At 66.1% G+C, this 19,702-nt stretch carries 14 protein-coding genes and 1 pseudogene; 10 read left to right on the forward strand and 5 right to left on the reverse strand.

Going from position 1 to position 19,702, the window contains the following annotated elements; genetic code table 11:
- Positions 1-74: 74 nt before the first annotated feature.
- The 4 genes from WJW29_RS08215 to def form a co-directional block, all read right to left on the reverse strand.
- A complete protein-coding gene (locus WJW29_RS08215) occupies positions 75-1,796 on the reverse strand; it encodes a glycosyltransferase family 39 protein (RefSeq protein WP_011257496.1) in 1,722 nt (573 codons plus the stop codon).
- Between the two features lie 50 nt (positions 1,797-1,846).
- Positions 1,847-3,160: a 16S rRNA (cytosine(967)-C(5))-methyltransferase RsmB gene (rsmB, locus tag WJW29_RS08220; RefSeq protein WP_011407500.1), complete on the reverse strand. Its 1,314-nt coding sequence runs from the start codon at positions 3,158-3,160 to the stop codon at positions 1,847-1,849.
- Positions 3,160-4,083, reverse strand: a complete 924-nt coding sequence (gene fmt / locus WJW29_RS08225; protein WP_011257494.1) for a methionyl-tRNA formyltransferase — start codon at positions 4,081-4,083, stop codon at positions 3,160-3,162. Before fmt ends, rsmB begins: the two co-directional genes overlap by 1 nt.
- Positions 4,084-4,476: 393 nt before the next feature.
- Entirely contained in the window at positions 4,477-4,989 is a 513-nt protein-coding gene (def, locus tag WJW29_RS08230; RefSeq protein ID WP_011257493.1) for a peptide deformylase, read from the reverse strand.
- A gap of 132 nt (positions 4,990-5,121) precedes the next feature.
- Here def and WJW29_RS08235 point away from each other — a divergent pair, with 132 nt between their 5' ends.
- The 10 genes and pseudogenes from WJW29_RS08235 (at position 5,122) to WJW29_RS08280 (ending at position 18,698) form a co-directional block, all read left to right on the forward strand.
- On the forward strand, positions 5,122-6,258 hold the full coding sequence (locus WJW29_RS08235) for a LysM peptidoglycan-binding domain-containing protein (RefSeq protein WP_011407499.1): 1,137 nt from the start codon (positions 5,122-5,124) through the stop codon (positions 6,256-6,258).
- Between the two features lie 71 nt (positions 6,259-6,329).
- Entirely contained in the window at positions 6,330-7,472 is a 1,143-nt protein-coding gene (gene dprA / locus WJW29_RS08240) for a DNA-processing protein DprA (RefSeq protein WP_011257491.1), read from the forward strand.
- A 42-nt stretch (positions 7,473-7,514) separates the two neighbouring features.
- Positions 7,515-7,988 carry a DUF494 family protein gene (locus WJW29_RS08245; RefSeq protein ID WP_011257490.1) on the forward strand — a complete coding sequence of 158 codons (474 nt, stop codon included), beginning with the start codon at positions 7,515-7,517 and terminating at the stop codon, positions 7,986-7,988.
- Positions 7,989-8,028: 40 nt separating this feature from the next.
- Positions 8,029-8,685, forward strand: a pseudogene (locus WJW29_RS08250) (GYF domain-containing protein); the annotation flags it as partial.
- Entirely contained in the window at positions 8,685-12,398 is a 3,714-nt protein-coding gene (gene avrBs3, locus WJW29_RS08255; RefSeq protein ID WP_223138327.1) for a type III secretion system effector avirulence protein AvrBs3, read from the forward strand. The pseudogene WJW29_RS08250 and the gene avrBs3, both read left to right, overlap by 1 nt.
- Positions 12,399-12,506: 108 nt before the next feature.
- Positions 12,507-13,781 carry an RDD family protein gene (locus WJW29_RS08260; RefSeq protein WP_011257488.1) on the forward strand — a complete coding sequence of 425 codons (1,275 nt, stop codon included), beginning with the start codon at positions 12,507-12,509 and terminating at the stop codon, positions 13,779-13,781.
- Between the two features lie 182 nt (positions 13,782-13,963).
- Positions 13,964-16,456, forward strand: a complete 2,493-nt coding sequence (locus WJW29_RS08265) for a DNA topoisomerase I (RefSeq protein WP_011257487.1) — start codon at positions 13,964-13,966, stop codon at positions 16,454-16,456.
- Positions 16,457-16,466: 10 nt separating this feature from the next.
- Entirely contained in the window at positions 16,467-17,030 is a 564-nt protein-coding gene (locus WJW29_RS08270) for a Sua5/YciO/YrdC/YwlC family protein (protein WP_011257486.1), read from the forward strand.
- A 223-nt stretch (positions 17,031-17,253) separates the two neighbouring features.
- Positions 17,254-18,027 (forward strand): hypothetical protein, encoded by a 774-nt coding sequence (locus WJW29_RS08275; protein WP_011407497.1) that lies wholly within the window; start codon positions 17,254-17,256, stop codon positions 18,025-18,027.
- Between the two features lie 23 nt (positions 18,028-18,050).
- Positions 18,051-18,698, forward strand: coding sequence for a DUF4124 domain-containing protein (locus tag WJW29_RS08280; protein WP_171970790.1), 648 nt, complete (start codon positions 18,051-18,053; stop codon positions 18,696-18,698).
- 161 nt (positions 18,699-18,859) lie between these two features.
- On the opposite strand, the gene WJW29_RS08285 is transcribed toward WJW29_RS08280, so the two are convergent.
- Positions 18,860-19,636 (reverse strand): SDR family oxidoreductase, encoded by a 777-nt coding sequence (locus tag WJW29_RS08285; RefSeq protein WP_011407495.1) that lies wholly within the window; start codon positions 19,634-19,636, stop codon positions 18,860-18,862.
- Positions 19,637-19,702 lie beyond the last annotated feature (66 nt).

Here is a 19,702-nt window from a genome sequence, read left to right on the forward strand (position 1 = left end):
ACAGCTGCTGGCAGTTGCATGCTTTCCGCGCCGATGACGCCTGCCACGTGCGCGCACTTGTGGGGTCCGACGGCTCATTCGGTGTCCAGGTTGCCCTGCTCCTTTGCTTCCACCGCGCGCTCGCTGGAGCTGGCCACGCACTCGCCGCGCACCGCGTCGGCCGGCACCAGCCACCAGCGCCGGCGGTTGGCCACGCCCACCAACTGGCTGCGGCTACGATCCACGCAGGCCAGCAATGCGGTCTCTTGCGCCATCAGCCAGCGCTGGCCAGGTTGTTCTGCCTGCCAGGCCACGCCACGCTGCAATTGCGTTTCCCACGGGACCTTGAAGCCGAAGGTCTGCGCCGGGCGGTCGGCCATCAGCAGGTTCTGCTCCTTCCATGCCACCAGCCCGAGTTGCGCATCCGGGCCGATGCGGCGCCCGGCCTGGCGCATCACCGCGCCGGCCGAACTGGAATCGTTGAAGATGGGGTAGCAGACCAGCCCGAACGCCACCCACCACGCACCCAGCAACGAAACCACCGCGAACGCGGAGCGGCGCATGCGCATCAGCAACAGGCTGGCGATGCCCCAGGTCCCTACCGCGAGCAGCAGCCAGCCCAGCGGGTCGGTGGCCTCGTTGCCCACCCCGCGGCTGTCCATGATCTTCTGCTCGAAGCCCGGATGCCCGATCAGCATCGCCGCACCACCCGCGCTGAACACCGCTGCCAGCAAGAGCCCGAATCCGAACAGCAGCCGCTGCACGCCAGCCCGACGCAGCAGGCCGGGCACCAGCGGCGCCAGCGCCAGGCAGACCATCGGCAGCGCCGGCAGGATGTAGACATCGCGCTTGCCGCTGGGGATGGTGAAGAACACCAGCACCAGCAGCCACCAGACCAGCGGCAGCAGATAGCGCGGGTCGCGCCGCTTGAGCCGGCGTCGCCATGCGGGGATCGCCCACGGCAGCAGCAGGATGGTCGGCAGCCACATCGTGGCCATGCTTTGCAGGTGGTACCAGACCGGCTGCGCATGATCCCAGGAGCTGGCATAGCGCTTGGCGGTCTGGCGCAGCAGGATGTCGTTGAGATACACACGGTATTCGGGCTGGCCGGCGGTGAGCGCGGTCACCATCATCGGCACGAACCACAACGCGATCGCCACGAAGAAGAACAGCGGCCCCAACCAAAAGCGCCGATCGCGCACATGCACGCGCACACCCGGCCAGCCGCGCGCCGCGGCCATCCCGGCCGGGATCAGCATCAGCAGCGCGATGATGCCCACGACCTTGGTGATCACACCCAGACCGGCGGCGAACCAGCCTAGCGTCCACCAGCGCCAAGCCGGACCGATCAGCAGATGGCGCAGCAGTCCGTAATTGGCCAAGGTGATCCAGAACACCACCAGCGGGTCGATTTGTGCCTTCTTGGCCTGAAAGGTGAAGTGCAGCGTGAACAACAACATCCAGGCCGCATAGAGGCCAACGCGCCGGGTCCACAGGCGTCGGCCCAGATCGTAGACGCAGGCCAGCGTGCCCAGCGCGGCCAGCAGCGACGGCAGCAGGAACGCCACCCGCCAGTTGCCCAGCAGCGTGTAGAACAGCGCCTGCAGCCACATCAGCATCGGTGGCTTGTCCGAATACAGTTCATTGCCGCGATGCGGGAACAACCAGTCGCCGCTCAAGACCATCTGCTTGGCGACCAGCGCAAAGCGCGGCTCGTCCGCCGGCCATGGGTCACGCAAGCCCAAGCCCGCGCCGATCAACAGCACGGCGGTCATGGCCAGCAAGCAGACATCGTTGGAAGCGCGGTTCTTGAGCATGTCGGGCGGCAGTCGGAGGCGGAGAGTGGAGCGCTGGACGCCGCGCGCGGTCAGGAGGCTTTTAGCAAAAGCGCGTAGAAAAATCCGTCGCAGTGCTGCTCGCCTGGAAAGCGCTGACGCCCGGGCCCGGCTGCATGCCCGAACTGCGCACCCAGGGGCTGCGCCTGTGCGTCAGGGGTGCGTTGCAGGAATGCGTCGACCTGGGTCTGGTTCTCGCGCGCCAACAGCGAGCAGGTGGTGTACAGCAACTGCCCACCCGGGCGCAGCGTGCGCCAGGTCGCATCCAGCAGCCGCGCCTGCAGCGCGCACAATGCATCGATATCGTCGGCACGCCGGTGCAGCAGCACATCCGGTTGACGCCGCACTACGCCGGTGGCCGAACAGGGCGCATCCAGCAACACCGCATCGAACGGTTGGCCGTCCCACCATGCATCCGTGTCGGCGGCGTCGGCTGCCTGCAATGCGACCTGTGCGCTCGGCACGCTGCGCTGCAAGGTCTGCTGCACGCGCTCCAGGCGACGCGCATCCACATCAAGCGCGGCGAGCTGCAACCCGGGATGGCGTTCCAGCAGATGCGCCGCCTTGCCGCCCGGCGCGGCGCAGGCATCTAGCACGCGTGCCGACGGCGCCAGCGTCAGCGCATCGGCCACCTGCTGCGCAGAGCCGTCCTGCACCGAAACATCGCCGTCGGCAAAGCCCGGCAACTGGCTCACCGGCACGGCGCTGTGCAGGCGCACCGCATCCGGCAACACCACGTCTGTCTGCGCGCTAATGCCCAGTTCGGCCAGCCGTGCGACGTAGGCCGCCGGGTCGATCCGCGAATGCTGCACACGCAGCCACATCGGCGCCATCTGCGCACTCGCGATAAAAATGCCTTCTGCACGCTCGCCCCAATCGGCGCGCACCTGCTTGCGCAGCCACGACGGCCAGCCGGCATCATCCGATACCGCCGGAAACCCTTCGCGCTGGGCGCGTCGCAAGATCGCGTTGACCATGCCGGCCTGACGTGGCCGGCCCAGCGCGCGGCATGCATCCACGGTGGCCGACAACGCCGCGTGCGCGGGAAGTTGTAGCACGTCGAGCTGGGCGAAGCCGACCATCAGCAGCGCCTTGAGTTCTGCATCGCGGGGCGGCAGCGGCCGTTCCAGCCATTGCCGCAGCGCGACGTCATACGCCGGGCGACGGCGGATCACCGCAAAGCAGATCGCCTCCACCAGTGCGCGGTCGCGCGGATCGCCGATACCGGGCAAGGTCGCAGCCAGTTCGGCTTTCAGCGAGCGGCCCTGATCGAACACGGCGGTCAGAACGCGTGCGGCGGCCAGGCGCGAGGCGATGCCGGCGGCGGTTGAGGTCTCGGCCGACATCAGCGCAGCGCCAGCAGGTCGCGCCGCGCGTTGAGATAATCGGCGGCGGTGATCGCCTTGCCCCCCTCGCGCTGGAGCACCCGCACCCGCAGCGCACCCTGACCGCACGCGATGTCGATGCCCTGCTTGCTGGCCGCCAGCAGGCTGCCGGGCGGCTGCTGATGCGCCAGCTCCAACGCGACTGCGCCATGCAGTCGCACGCGCTCGCCAGCCAGGATCGCCTCGGCCACCGGCCACGGGTTGAACGCCCGCACGCGCCGCGCCAGTTCCTGCGCCGGCTGCGCCCAATCCAGCCGCGCCTGCGCCTTGTCCAGCTTATGCGCATAGGTCACGCCTTCAGCCGGCTGCGGTTGCGCCACCGGACGGATGCCGGCGCGCAGCAGGCCCAGGCCGTCGGACAATACCTGCGCCCCCAACGCAGCCAGGCGGTCGTGCAGCTGGCCGCCGGTTTCCTGCTCGCCGATCTCGATGCGCTGCGACAGCAGCACCGGGCCGATATCCAACCCGGCTTCCATCTGCATCAGGCACACCCCGGTCTCGGTATCGCCGGCCTCGATCGCGCGCTGGATTGGCGCCGCGCCACGCCAGCGCGGCAGCAGCGAGGCATGCACGTTCCAGCAGCCATGGGTTGGCACAGCCAGCACCGCATTGGGCAGAATTAATCCGTAGGCCACCACCACCATCAGGTCCGCATTGAGCGAACGTAGCGTCGCCAGCGCTTCGGGCGAACGCAGCGTCTGCGGCTGGAACACCGCAATGCCGCGCGCAATCGCCTCGATCTTGACCGGCGAGGGCGTCAACCCGCGGCCGCGCCCGGCGGGCCGATCCGGCTGGGTGTAGACCGCCACCACCTCATGCCGCTGCGCGGCAGCGCGCAACGAAGCGACAGCGAAATCCGGCGTACCGGCAAAGATGATTCTCATAGAGCTGGGATTCGGGAGTGGTGAGTGGGGAGTCGCAACGGCGGGGGTGTTGACCGGGGCGAGAGTAATGTAGAGCTGAGAGGTGGAAGCGGGATTCGCGCCGGAAGATTCGGCACCCCGCCGCCAGAACCTGCGTAATCCCTCATCGATCGAGCGCACTGCGAAGCGCGAGCCGCAACCGAGAATGTGGTGCTGGCAGCGGCTTATCAATCACGCATCCCGCATCCGAAGTTCGAGGGCCATCTGCCCCCGGACGTGGCGCACTAGCGATCCGCCGGCATAGCCATGAGATCGCACCAAGATGAGCGCTCAACGATTTGAAACCAGCAGACTCAAAGACCAGCAGTAACCCGCTTTTGCAAACCCCAAATCCCGACTCTCCAATCCCCGCCCTCAAGCCACATGCTTGCGCTGTTTGGCCAGCTTCTTGCGCACCATTTCGCGCTTGAGCGGCGAGAGATAATCTACGAACAGCTTGCCGTCCAGGTGGTCCATTTCGTGCTGGATGCACACGGCCAGCAGCCCGTCGGCATGCAGTTCCTGCGCCTGGCCCTGGCGGTCGAGATAGCGCACCGTGATCGCATCGGCGCGGCTGACATCGGCATAAATGCCGGGTACCGACAGGCAGCCTTCCTGACACAGCTGCTCGCCCTGCTTGCTCACGATTTCCGGGTTGACGAACACCTGCGGCAGATTCTTCTCGTCGCTGACGTCGATGACCATGAAACGCTTGTGCACGTCCACCTGACTGGCAGCCAGGCCGATGCCCGGCGCCTCGTACATGGTCTGGAACATGTCATCCAGCAGCGCCTGGAACGCCTGGCTGGCAAGCTCGGCAGAGTCGACCGGCAAGGCCTTGGTGCGCAGCCGCGGGTCGGGAAACTCGAGAATTGGGAGCAAAACCATGGGGTTACCCGTCTGGAAACACCGGCGCTGCGCCGGCAAGACGGTGTCATTCTAGCGCAATGCTTGCGTGGCGCCCCTGTTTCTGGACTATAGTGCACGGACCTGTTGGGGAATCAGGCAAGAAGGTACTCAATGTTAATCCGACTTCGTACGGTCGTTGCTGCGGCGATGTTGACCGTCGCGACCTACGCTGCCGCGCAAGCGGTGGGCGAGCATCCAGACACCTATGTGGTCCGCAAGGGCGATACCTTGTGGGACATCGCTGGGCGTTTCCTGCAAAAACCATGGCTGTGGCCGGAAATCTGGCAAGCCAATCCGCAAATCCAGAATCCGCACCAGATCTATCCGGGCGACGTGATCAGCCTGGCCTACCTGGACCGCGTCGGCAAAGGCACGATCCAGCCCGGCCCGCGCCAGGAAGCGCCGATCAATGCCATTCCATTGGCGGACGTCGAGCCGTTCCTGAAAAACCTGCGCGTGGTCGACGACTTTGATCGGCTGCCTTACGTTGTCGGCCTGGAAGGCGGGCGTTCGCGCGCCACCACCGGCCAGGTCGCCTACGTGGTCGGGCTGGAAAACGCTCAGCCGGGCCAGCGCTTTGCGGTGGTGCGCCCGACCGTGAAGTTCAGTCTGCCCAAGCACAACGAAGACCTGGACGCGGCCGGCAACATCACCGCCGGCTCCGGCAACATCTGGAAGAGCTTCATCGCGCCGAGTAAGCGCCGTGAGTTCCTCGGCTATGAGCTGGCGCAGGTCAACATTGGCACCATCACCCGCAGCGCAGCGGGCGGCAACTCCAAGGCGGCGACGTTGCTGCTGCAGGACAGCGGCCGCGAAGTGCGGGCCGGCGATCGCATCGTCGCGGTCGAAGCGCAGCCGTACGACCTGCAGTTCATCCCGCATCCGCCGTCGGAACAGGCGCTGCAGACCGAACTGCGGGTGCTTGCCATCTCCGATGCCTTCATCGTCGGCGGCAGCCGCGATGTGATCGCCATCTCCGGCGGCGCCCGCGAAGGCATCAACAACGGCACGGTGTTTTCGATCTGGCGCAAGGGCCGTACCGTCAGCGACCGCGTGAAGCACTCGCGCTTCTCGCGGACCGACGACGATTTCAGCGGCCCGTCCGGCTCCACCGTCGGCCTGCCCGACGAGTACGCCTCGCATGCGATGGTGTTCCGCACCTTCGACAAGGTCAGCTATGCGCTGGTGATGGAAAGCGTCAAGCCGACCGGCCTGGGCTATTTCGTCAAGCATCCTGACGCGCAGTAAGCGAAAGTTCCGATGCATCAACGCGACGGCGCCCGAGGGCGCCGTCGTTGTTTGCGGCCTAACCTGAATGCATGGCCCTGATCGCTCCCGACGTACGCGCACTCCTGATCCTGCTGCTGGCAGGTGGCCGCACCCCACCGCGGCGAAAAATGCTGAACTCGTTCAGATCAGCCGTTGAGAGCCTGGCAGCCGGACCTGAGGCGTGGCGTTTTGCCGGTTGTGATGAGGCGCAATCTGCACTGCTGCAAACCCCTGATCCGCATGCGCTGGACGCGGCGTTGCGTTGGTGCGAGCAACCCGGGCACCACCTGATTGGCTGGCACGACCCGGATTACCCGGCCTTACTGCGCCATATCGCCAACCCGCCAATGGCCTTGTTCGTGGACGGCGACCCCAATGCGCTCTGGCACCCGGGAGTGGCGGTGGTCGGCAGCCGCTCGGCCACTGCCGGCGGCCGCGATCACACCCGCGCATTCGCCTCCAGCCTGGCAAGCGCAGGGCTTAGCATCGTCAGTGGCATGGCCGCAGGTGTGGACGCGATCGCGCATGAAGCCGCATTGGCCCAGCGCGATTGCATCACCGTGGCGGTGGTCGGCACCGGTACCGATGTCGCCTATCCCGAGCGGCACCAGGGTTTGCGCGATCGGATCGCTGAATCAGGCGGCGCGGTGGTCAGCGAGTACCTGCCAGGCACCGCCCCGGTCGCGGCGCACTTTCCGGCCCGCAACCGCATCATCGCCGGGTTGGCACTGGGGACGCTGGTGGTCGAAGCGGCAATGCGCTCGGGTGCACTCATCACCGCCCGGCTGGCGGCCGAAGCCGGACGCGAGGTGTTCGCCCTGCCCGGCTCCTTGCACAATCCGCTCGCGCGCGGCTGCCATCACCTGATCCGGCAGGGTGCCACGCTGGCGCAGGAGCCCGCACAGGTCATCGAGGGACTGGGCCAGCTGTCGGGCGAATTGGCCAGCGCCTTGCGCGAGCGCCTGGCGGCCCCCACTGAATTGCCCAGGAAGACAACGGCCGGCGCTGGTCCAGCCCGTTCCGATCCCGACTACCAGCGCTTGTGGCAAGCGCTGGGCCATGACCCAACCCCTATGGATTCATTGGTGCAGCGCACCGAATTGACGGCCGCCGCGCTGTCCTCCATGCTGCTCATCATGGAACTTGAGGGAGACGTGGTCACCGAGCACGGTCGCTATACCCGCAATCCTTAGTTTCTTCACCTCCACAGCGTCCCGCGACGCAGGCCGAGGGCAATGAAAGAGAGCATTCTCGATGTATTGCTGTACCTGTTTGAACATTATTTCAGCGAAGACGCGGACCTGGTCCGTGACCGTGACTCACTTCAAAATGGCCTGATCCAGGCAGGTTTCAGCCCCGCAGAAATCAGCAAAGCCTTCGATTGGCTGGACGCGCTCTCCGAGCAGCGGCCCAGCGTCGCGCGCCCGCATGTCGATGGACCGGTGCGTATCTATCACGGGCAGGAGCTGGACAAGCTCGATGTGGACTGCCGCGGATTCCTGCTGTTCCTCGAACAACACCGCATTCTCGACGCCGATCAGCGCGAGTTGGTACTGGACCGCGCCATGGCGCTGGATCAGGACGAACTGGATCTGGACGACCTCAAATGGGTAGTGCTGATGGTGTTGTTCAACCAGCCAGGTGCCGAGGCAGCCTACGCCTGGATGGAAACCCAGATGTTCCTGGACGAGCCTGAACCCGTACACTGAGTGTTGAAGCCGCCACGGATGTGCGTGCAAGGGGACGGGGATGCGCAGTTGGTATTACGCCGATGTTCACCGCCATCGGCACGGTCCGGTGGCCAAAGACACCTTGCTGGGCCTGTATCGTGATCGTGTGATCGCCCTGGATACGCTGGTCTGGCGCGCAGGGCTGGACCCCTGGTTGCCGCTGTCTGCCTGTGCCGACACGCTTGGCCCACCCGTTGCCACGGATGTGCGTGCGGCTGCGGTTCCGCCGCCGTTGCCGCGTGCTGCGGCACAGCCGCCGCTTACCTATTGGTCCGTAGCACCAGCGCAGCCGCGCAGTAACCGCCCTGCCTGGCCGCTGGTTGCAGTGCTCGGCGCGGTGGTCGGCGTCTTTGTGCTAGTCGGCGTGATCGGCATGCTCGCCGCGATCGCGTTTCCGGCTTACCACGATTATTTGGGCCGCGCCAAGTTGGCCGAGGTGATGGCTGAGTTGACGCCATTAAAGCCGCAGATCGCCGAATTTCTCGCGAGCGAAGGCCGCTGCCCGGTCAATGGCGACCCCGGCTTCAAGCCACCCGAGCAGTACGCGAGCGAGCGGTTGAGCAGCTTGCGCATCGGCCGTTTCGACAGCAGCGAATGCGGTATCGAAGCGCTCATCCATGCGCCCAGGTCGGCCAAAATCGATGGCAAGGCACTGTGGCTGGAGCTGGATGCAGAATGGATCCCATTCGTTCGCGCACGCCAAGTCCTGCCCGCGAGCTTCTGCCCGGACCCCAACCGGATAGGGTTCAGCCGACTGCAGATCGGGGGGGGACTCCGCCTGCTGGCGGCCCCCTGGATGGCTTGCCCGTTCGGCGGACGATGTCCCGGACCCGGCTGCCATCTCCCCCTGCACCCTCGCCTGCGTTCTCGGCGGGCAGCTTCAGCGATCTGCTCCGTCAGTTCGATCCGTCGCTTCTTGATACATCGCTTCTTGATTCGATGCCTGCCGTCGGCACGCCGCATACAGCGGCTGCCCCAGCAGAGTGGGATGAGGTGCAATCGGGTCTGCGTGCAGCCGATGACCCGCCACCCACTGTGCGTGTCGCTGTCACTGCCGCGCGGCCGCCGCGCGCCAAGCCGGCCCCGCGACGGCGTGCGGCGCAACCCTCCGACGCTTCGCCGGCCGCGCAGGTGGATCTACGCACGCTCGGCTACAGTCAGCAGCAGCAAGAGAAGATCAAACCGAAGGTGCGTTCGACAGTGGCGCAGCACCACGAGGCACTGGTGGGCCATGGGTTTACACACGCGCACATCGTTGCGCTCAGCCAACACCCGGCAGCGTTAGGGACCGTTGCTGTCACGTATCAGGACATAATCAGGGCGTTGCCAGAGGCGACACACGAAGACATCGTTGGCGTCGGCAAACAGTGGTCCGGCGCACGCGCCCTGGAGGCCTTGCTCACGGAGGCGAGGGAGTTGAGAGGTCCGCCGTTACAGTTGGACACAGGCCAACTTCTCAAGATTGCAAAACGTGGCGGCGTGACCGCAGTGGAGGCAGTGCATGCATGGCGCAATGCACTGACGGGTGCCCCCCTGAACCTGACCCCGGACCAAGTGGTGGCCATCGCCAGCAATATTGGCGGCAACCAGGCGCTGGAGACGGTACAGCGGCTGTTGCCGGTGCTGTGCCAGGCCCATGGCCTGACCCCGGACCAGGTCGTGGCCATCGCCAGCAATGGCGGCAAGCAGGCGCTGGAGACGGTGCAGCGGCTGTTGCCGGTGCTGTGCCAGGACCATAGCCTGACCCCGGACCAGGTCGTGGCCATCGCCAGCAATATAGGCGGCAAGCAGGCGCTGGAGACGGTGCAGCGGCTGTTGCCGGTGCTGTGCCAGGACCATGGCCTGACCCCGGACCAGGTGGTGGCCATCGCCAGCAATAGTGGCGGCAAGCAGGCGCTGGAGACGGTGCAGCGGCTGTTGCCGGTGCTGTGCCAGGACCATGGCCTGACCCCGGCCCAGGTGATGACCATCGCCAGCAATAACGGCGGCAAGCAGGCGCTGGAGACGGTGCAACGGCTGTTGCCGGTGCTGTGCCAGGACCATGGCCTGACCCCGGACCAGGTGGTGACCATCGCCAGCAATGGCGGCGGCAAGCAGGCGCTGGAGACGGTGCAGCGGCTGTTGCCGGTGCTGTGCCAGGCCCATGGCCTGACCCCGGACCAAGTGGTGGCCATCGCCAACAATAACGGCGGCAAGCAGGCGCTGGAGACGGTGCAACGGCTGTTGCCGGTGCTATGCCAGGCCCATGGCCTGACCCCGGCCCAGGTCGTGGCCATCGCCAGCAATAGCGGCGGCAAGCAGGCGCTGGAGACGGTGCAGCGGCTGTTGCCGGTGCTGTGCCAGGCCCATGGCCTGACCCCGGACCAGGTGGTGGCCATCGCCAGCAATGGCGGCAAGCAGGCGCTGGAGACGGTGCAGCGGCTGTTGCCGGTGCTGTGCCAGGCCCATGGCCTGACCCCGGACCAGGTGGTGGCCATCGCCAGCAATAGTGGCGGCAAGCAGGCGCTGGAGACGGTGCAGCGGCTGTTGCCGGTGCTGTGCCAGGCCCATGGCCTGACCCCGGACCAGGTGGTGGCCATCGCCAACAATAACGGCGGCAAGCAGGCGCTGGAGACGGTGCAGCGGCTGTTGCCGGTGCTGTGCCAGGCCCATGGCCTGACCCCGGACCAGGTGGTGGCCATCGCCAGCAATAGTGGCGGCAAGCAGGCGCTGGAGACGGTGCAGCGGCTGTTGCCGGTGCTGTGCCAGGACCATGGCCTGACCCCGGACCAGGTGGTGGCCATCGCCAGCAATGGCGGCAAGCAGGCGCTGGAGACGGTGCAGCGGCTGTTGCCGGTGCTGTGCCAGGACCATGGCCTGACCCCGGACCAGGTGGTGGCCATCGCCAGCCACGATGGCGGCAAGCAGGCGCTGGAGACGGTGCAGCGGCTGTTGCCGGTGCTGTGCCAGGACCATGGCCTGACCCTGGACCAGGTGGTGGCCATCGCCAGCCATGGCGGCGGCAAGCAGGCGCTGGAGACGGTGCAGCGGCTGTTGCCGGTGCTGTGCCAGGACCATGGCCTGACCTCGGACCAGGTGGTGGCCATCGCCAGCCACGATGGCGGCAAGCAGGCGCTGGAGACGGTGCAGCGGCTGTTGCCGGTGCTGTGCCAGGACCATGGCCTGACCCCGGACCAGGTGGTGGCCATTGCCAGCAATATTGGCGGCAAGCAGGCGCTGGAGACGGTGCAGCGGCTGTTGCCGGTGCTGTGCCAGGACCATGGCCTGACCCTGGACCAGGTGGTGGCCATCGCCAGCCACGATGGCGGCAAGCAGGCGCTGGAGACGGTGCAACGGCTGTTGCCGGTGCTGTGCCAGGACCATGGCCTGACCCCGGACCAGGTCGTGGCCATCGCCAGCCACGATGGCGGCAAGCAGGCGCTGGAGACGGTGCAGCGGCTGTTGCCGGTGCTGTGCCAGGACCATGGCCTGACCCCGGCCCAGGTGGTGGCCATCGCCAGCAATGGCGGCGGCAAGCAGGCGCTGGAGAGCATTGTTGCCCAGTTATCTCGCCCTGATCCGGCGTTGGCCGCGTTGACCAACGACCACCTCGTCGCCTTGGCCTGCCTCGGCGGACGTCCTGCCCTGGATGCAGTGAAAAAGGGATTGCCGCACGCGCCGGAATTGATCAGAAGAATCAATCGCCGTATTCCCGAACGCACGTCCCATCGCGTTGCCGACTACGCGCAAGTGGTTCGCGTGCTGGAGTTTTTCCAGTGCCACTCCCACCCAGCGTACGCATTTGATGAGGCCATGACGCAGTTCGGGATGAGCAGGCACGGGTTGGTACAGCTCTTTCGCAGAGTGGGCGTCACCGAATTCGAAGCCCGCTGCGGAACGCTCCCCCCAGCCTCGCAGCGTTGGGACCGTATCCTCCAGGCATCAGGGATGAAAAGGGCCAAACCGTCCCCTACTTCAGCTCAAACACCGGATCAGGCGTCTTTGCATGCATTCGCCGATTCGCTGGAGCGTGACCTTGATGCGCCCAGCCCAATGCACGAGGGAGATCAGACGCGGGCAAGCAGCCGTAAACGGTCCCGATCGGATCGTGCTGTCACCGGCCCCTCCACACAGCAATCTTTCGAGGTGCGCGTTCCCGAACAGCGCGATGCGCTGCATTTGCCCCTCAGCTGGAGGGTAAAACGCCCGCGTACCAGGATCGGGGGCGGCCTCCCGGATCCTGGTACGCCCATCGCTGCCGACCTGGCAGCGTCCAGCACCGTGATGTGGGAACAAGATGCGGCCCCCTTCGCAGGGGCAGCGGATGATTTCCCGGCATTCAACGAAGAGGAGCTCGCATGGTTGATGGAGCTATTGCCTCAGTCAGGCTCAGTCGGAGGGACGATCTGATGCCGGCAGTTGGCACTGCAGTTCCGAAATCGACGATACCCAACTTCCACCTAATTGCCGCGGCTGACCGCCTGCTGCATGCCGATTGCTACACGTTAAGGAGACAACATGACACAGTGGTATTACGCCGACGCACAGCGGCAGCGCCAGGGGCCGGTGGACACGGACACGCTTCGCAGGCGTCTGTCGCAGGGCATCATCGACCGTTCCAGCCTGGTATGGCGCGAGGGCCTGGCACAGTGGGTGGCGCTGCACGAGGTCGCAGCCGAGCTGGGTCTGGACAGCGCGGTGTGGGCGACGACCGAGGCCAGCGGGCCGACGCCTGCGGATGTGCCGAGCGAAGCGCCATTGTCGATTGCGCATTCCGGCGACAGCGCCTCAGCCACCGCGTCGCCAGCTGCGACCTCACAGCCACACGACCACGCTGCGGAGACATCGCCGTGGCCGCCGGCAGTGACTGGCGGCGGCATCGCCAGTGTTAATGATGCTGCCGCGACTGACCGTGCCGATGACCACCAAACCGTCGACTCCCCAGGACACCTGCCACGCGACCAAGGCCCATCATCGGATGCGTCGGCGTGGTCCACCGCGCCGATAGACGCGGCGGCCACGCCGCTGACGTCAGGCCCGACCCCAATCACAGCCCAGGACGCGACATCGACACCGGGGTATACCCCGGCAGCGGCGCCCGCACCGCTTCCAAGCGCCTGGGACGCCCCGGCCCTCGCCGCGCCGACCGCAAGCGTCGCGCTGCAGGACGCGCCGGTGGTCTACGCCGGCCTGTGGCGGCGCGTGGCCGCCAGCATTCTCGATAGCCTGATCACCACCGTTGCGGTGTACCTGATCGTGATCCCGCTGGTGTTCGTGGTGGCGCTGGTCACCACGCGCGGCGACTGGGGTTCGGCGCTGGACGCTGGCAGTGCGCTCGGCATCGCCATCCTGGTGATGTCCTGCGGCATCGTTCTGGCGATCCCGACGCTGTATTTCGCCTGGATGCAGTCCAGCCGGCACCAGGCCAGCCTGGGCAAGCTCGCCTGCGGCATCAAGCTGGTGCGCGCCGACAGTCACGGTGGCCGCGTCGGATTCTGGCGCAATGTGCTGCGCTATCTGGCCTATAAGTTGATCAGCGTGCTTACCCTGGGCATCGGCGTGATCGTGGCCGCGTTCATGGCCGGCATGACCGAGCGCAAGCAGGCTCCGCACGACAAGGTCTGCGACACCCTGGTCGTGGACCGTTGGGCCTTCACCGAATATCCGGAACGGCAATCCAGGGGTCTGGATACCGTGTCCATCGTGGTTCTGGCCATTTACGCGGTGATCCAGGTGCTGTCGGTGGTGGCCGTGGCTTTCATGCTGGCGGCGATCGGAATGAGCCGGAGCTAGCAATTCACGGCGCTCGTCGCTTGACACGGCGGCGTCCGCGGTGATCTTTCTCATAAGATAACTGAACGCCCGGGAGCACTTCCCGGGCGTTAACGCGTGGGAAACAACCGATCTGCTTCCCTCGACCGGCCAATTAGGCCACGCTACCCGCCCCCCGGGCTCCGCCCCAAGAAGTTGCCACCATGCCCAAGCACCTGCTCATCGTCGAATCGCCCGCCAAGGCCAAGACGATCAATAAATACCTCGGCAAGGACTTCACCGTCCTGGCCTCGTATGGGCACGTGCGCGACCTGGTCCCCAAGGAAGGCGCGGTCGATCCGGACAACAGCTTTGCGATGCGTTACGACCTGATCGAGAAGAACGAGAAGCATGTCGAAGCCATCGCGCGTGCTGCCAAGGGCGCCGACGACATCTTTCTGGCGACCGACCCGGACCGCGAGGGCGAGGCGATCAGCTGGCACATTGCCGAGATCCTGAAAGAGCGGGGCCTGCTCAAGGACAAGCCGATGCAGCGGGTGGTGTTTACCGAAATCACCCCGCGCGCGATCAAGGAAGCCATGCTCAAGCCGCGCGCGATCGCCGCCGACCTGGTGGATGCGCAGCAGGCGCGCCGCGCGCTGGATTATCTGGTCGGCTTCAACCTGTCGCCGGTGCTGTGGCGCAAGGTGCAGCGCGGGTTGTCGGCCGGTCGCGTGCAGTCGCCGGCGCTGCGCATGATCGTGGAGCGCGAAGAAGAGATCGAAGCCTTCATCGCGCGCGAATACTGGTCCATCGATGCGCATTGCCGGCATCCATCGCAGGCTTTCAATGCACGGCTGATCAAGCTGGACGGGCAGAAATTCGAGCAGTTCACCGTCACCGACGGCGACACCGCAGAAGCGGCGCGGCTGCGCATCCAGCAGGCCGCGCAAGGCGTGCTGCATGTGACCGATGTGGCCAGCAAGGAGCGCAAGCGTCGCCCTGCCCCGCCGTTCACCACTTCCACGCTGCAGCAGGAAGCTTCGCGCAAGCTCGGGTTCACCACCCGCAAGACCATGCAGGTGGCGCAGAAGTTGTACGAAGGCGTGGCGCTGGGCGACGAAGGCTCGGTCGGCCTGATCAGCTATATGCGTACCGACTCGGTGAACCTGTCGCAGGACGCGCTGTCGGAAATCCGCGACGTGATCGCGCGCGATTACGGCACCGCCTCGCTGCCGGACCAGCCCAACGCCTACACCACCAAATCCAAGAACGCGCAGGAAGCCCACGAAGCGGTGCGCCCGACCTCGGCACTGCGTACGCCGGCACAGGTGGCGCGCTTCCTGTCCGACGACGAGCGCCGCCTGTATGAGTTGATCTGGCGCCGCGCCGTGGCCTGCCAGATGATTCCGGCCACGCTCAACACCGTCAGCGTGGATCTGTCGGCCGGAAGCGAGCACGTATTCCGCGCCAGCGGCACCACGGTGGTGGTCCCCGGCTTCCTGGCCGTCTATGAGGAAGGCAAGGACACCAAGAGCAGCGAGGACGAGGACGAAGGCCGCAAGTTGCCGCTGATGAAGGCCGGCGACAACATCCCGCTGGACCGCATCGTCACCGACCAGCACTTCACCCAGCCGCCGCCGCGCTTCACCGAAGCGGCGCTGGTCAAGGCGCTGGAGGAATACGGCATCGGCCGTCCCTCCACCTACGCCTCGATCATCCAGACCCTGCAGTTCCGCAAGTACGTCGAGATGGAAGGCCGCAGCTTCCGCCCCACCGACGTCGGCCGTGCGGTATCCAAGTTCCTTTCCGGGCATTTCACCCGCTACGTGGATTACGACTTCACCGCCAAGCTCGAAGACGACCTGGATGCGGTCTCGCGTGGCGAGGCAGAGTGGATCCCGTTGATGGAGAAGTTCTGGGGCCCGTTCAAGGAACTGGTCGAGGACAAGAAGGATTCGCTGGACAAGACCGACGCCGGCAGCGTGCGCGTGCTCGGCACCGACCCGGTCAGCGGCAAGGAAGTCAGCGCGCGCATCGGCCGCTTCGGCCCGATGGTGCAGATCGGCAGCGTGGAAGACGAAGATAAGCCCACGTTTGCGTCGCTACGTCCGGGCCAGAGCATCTATTCGATCTCGATCGAAGACGCCCTGGAACTGTTCAAGATGCCGCGCGCACTGGGCCAGGACAAGGACCAGGATGTCAGCGTGGGCATCGGACGCTTCGGCCCGTTTGCGCGCCGTGGCAGCGTGTATGCGTCGCTGAAGAAGGAAGACGACCCGTATACCATCGACCTGGCGCGTGCGGTGTTCCTGATCGAAGAGAAGGAAGAGATTGCGCGCAACCGCGTGATCAAGGACTTCGAAGGCAGCGACATCCAGGTGCTCAATGGCCGCTTCGGTCCGTACATCAGCGATGGCAAGCTCAACGGCAAGATCCCCAGGGATCGCGAGCCGGCGTCGCTGACGTTCGAAGAAGTGCAGCAGTTGCTGGCCGATACCGGCAAGCCGGTGCGCAAGGGCTTTGGCGCCAAGAAGGCCACGCTCAAGAAGAACGCGGTCAAGGATTCGGCGCCAAAGAAGCCCGCAGCCAAGAAAACCGCGACCAAGACGGCGGCCAGCAAGACCGCTGCAAAGAAGGCGCCGGCCAAGAAAGCGGCTGCCGAGAAAGGAACCAAGCGCGTGGTCAAGAAGACCGTGAGCAAGGCCGCAGACTAAAAGACGCAGCATGACCCACATACTCACCCTGGATAACGCTGTCGCCACGCTGACCCAGGGCGGCGTGATCGCCTACCCCACCGAAGCGGTGTGGGGCCTGGGCTGCGACCCGCGCCAGGAAGCGGCCGTACTGCGGCTGCTCGAGATCAAGCGGCGCCCGGTCGACAAGGGTGTGATCGTGGTGACCTCGCGCGTGGACGTGCTGCGCGACTGGGTCGACATCGATGCACTGGCGCCGGCACGCCGGCAGGACGTGCTGGCCAGCTGGCCCGGCCCGCATACCTGGATCCTGCCCGTCACCGCACGTGCGCCGCGCTGGGTCACCGGCGAGCATGACGGACTGGCGGTACGCATCAGCGCCCATCCGGTCGTGGCAGCGCTGTGCGCGGCCTGGGGAGCACCACTTGTGTCGACCAGCGCCAACCTGGCTGGCGAGCCGCCAGCGCGCAGCCGCGCTGCACTGGAACCGGCCTTGCTGGCAACGATCGACGGCGTCGTGGACGGCGAGGTGGGCGCGCTGGCGCAGCCAACCCGGATCCGCGACGCGCGCAGCGGCCAGATCCTGCGCGACTGAGCGCAGCTGACAAACGAATGCACTGCCACTCGCTGCGTTCGCTCCTGTTCGGTTCCGCATGTCGGTCGCACATCTGTGTGCCTTCGCGCTGTGATGCCCACCTGATGGCTGCCTACGCCCTTCGGCAGCAGTTCGCCGCCCCGTGGCGTGTTGCCACGTCTCCCCTGCACTCCGTTCAGCCGAGCCCCTTTGCGGCAGCCGCACAGGCGCGCACACTGCGGTCATGCGTACCGTCCTGACTCTTCTGCTACTGGCCGCGGCGCTGCCTGCGTCGGCCGCCACCCCAGCGAGCAAACCCGACCCCAATGTGCGGGTCTATCGCTGCGTGAGCAGCACCGGCACCGTCGCCCTGCAGGACGCGCCCTGCAGCAGCGGTCGCCAGCAGGTGCTGGACATGCAGCGCCCGCAGGACCCACCGCCGCGTCCAGCGCGTGCGGAGCCACCGGCACAGGTCGCCGCAGCGCCCGCGCGCGAGGTCCGCATCGTCACCGTGCAACCGCCACAGCCGATGTACGAGTGCACCACCGAAGACGGCAACCGCTACACAAGCGACAGCCCGGAAGGCAATCCGCGCTGGGTGCCAACCTGGGGACCGGCGTATGTGGGCAATGGCATTGGTCGCCCGGTGAATGGCGGCGGCATCCAGCGCCCGCCGATCTCGGTCAGCCCGCGCCCAGCGATCTCGGTGCAGGGCGGCTCCGGACGGGGGAGCATCCGCGGCAGCGCAAGCATCGGTGTAGACACCGACCAAGGCGGCTATCAGGGCGGTTACAACGACGGCGGCTACGGCGGCACGGTGATCGTGCCGTACGGCAATGTGCAGATCCGCGACGAATGCCATGCGCTGCCTGCACAGGAAGTCTGCGCGCGCCTGGCCGACCGCCGCTGGGAGCTGATCCGCCGCTATAACAGCGCGCTGCAGAGCGAGCGCGAGGATCTCAGCCGCGAACAGCGCGGCATCGAAGCGCGCCAGCAACGCGATTGTGGCGGCGCATGAGGCGCTGGCGGCTGTTGGGAATGATGGCGTTGAGCGTGACCGCGATGGGTTCGCTGGCCGACGCGCAGGAAGTGGCGATCTATCGCTGTACCGATCCCACCGGTGCGCTGACGGTGCAAAACATGCCGTGCCCGAAAGGCATGCAACAACAGAAGAAGCTCATGACCGCACCGGCGGCGGTGCCATTCGCGCCAGGCGGAGCAACCGCATCGCCAGCACGTGCGACGCCAGCGCCGCAACAACGCGTTGCTGCGCCAGCCGTTGCATCGGCGCCAGTTGCACCGACCACGCCCGTCGCACCACCGGCACCGGCGTTGACCTCTACCTCGACGCTGCCGCCGCCACCGCTGTTCGAGTGCACCACGCACGACAACGGGCGTTACTTCACCGAAGATCGCGAGCCAGCCACGCGCTGCCTGCCAATGCAGACGACTAATCTGGCGGGCGGGCCTGCGACCGGTGGCGGTAGCGCGTGCGAGGTGGTTACCGACCGCTGCGCGCCGGTACCGGACCAAAGCTTGTGCGAGGCGTGGCGCAAACGTGCCGAGCAGGCCGAATCCACCTGGCGCTTCTCCGACGAAGCGCAAGCGACCGAACGCAAAGAGCGCTTTGATCAGATGCGCCGGGTACTCGACGAAAGCCGCTGCGCCAATCCGACCGCAACGCCCTAAGCACACCTCTCGTGTGATCGGCGCAGCGAGATCTGCAGCAAAGGCGAGCAATCGCCAGCGTCATTCCGCCAGACGCGCTCGGAGCCAGCGTGTGCAGGAACGGGCCGGTCAACCTCCCTGCGCTGTCCATCGTCGCGACACAGGTGCTTTGTTGCCTGCGCCTAAAACCCGTAACGCAAGAATCCGCCATCTACCGCGATGCATTCGCCGGTGATGTAACTGGCGGCTGGCAAACATAGAAATCCTACTGCAGCGGCCACCTCCTCCGGTTCGCCGATGCGGCGCATCGGGGTGCGTTCGATCACTTGCTCGTAGTAATCCGGATCCGACAACGGCCCGGAGGTGCGGCGTGTGCGGATGTACCACGGCGCCACCGCGTTGACGCGGATGCCGTCTTCGGCCCATTCCACCGCCAGGTTGCGCGTCATCTGCTGCAACGCCGCCTTGGTCATGCCGTACGGCGCGCCGCTGCGCACATGGGTGATGCCCGAGACGCTGCCGACATTGACGATCGCTGACGCAGCATGTTGCGTCAGCAACGGATGCGCATAACGCGACAATTCGAATGCGGAAAACACATTCGTTTCGAAGATGCCGCGCCACTCGTCTTCGGTGTAATCGATCGCGGCGCGGCTGACGTTGCCGCCGGCATTGTTGATCAGCAGATGCAAGCCGTCGGCGTGGTCTTCCACCCAATCCAGGATCGCGCGGCGCTCTTCATCGTCGGAAACATCGGCGGCCAACCCGTGCAGTTCGCGCTGGGGAAATTCCTCGGCAAGTTCATCGCGCGCCTGCGCCAGGGCATCGGCATCGCGGGCCACCATCAGCAGGTCGGCGCCGAAGCCGAGCAGTTCGCGCGCAATGGCAAGGCCAATCCCGGCGCTGGCGCCGGTGATGAGGGCGGTCTGTCCATCCAGCCGCCAACGGTGCGTTGTCACGTGGGTACCCCTCTTCAAGACGCAGGAAAACGGCCGCTGCTGCGCAGTTGACGCGCATGCGTGGCC

The sequence above is a fragment of the Xanthomonas sp. JL1 genome (assembly GCF_038405005.1).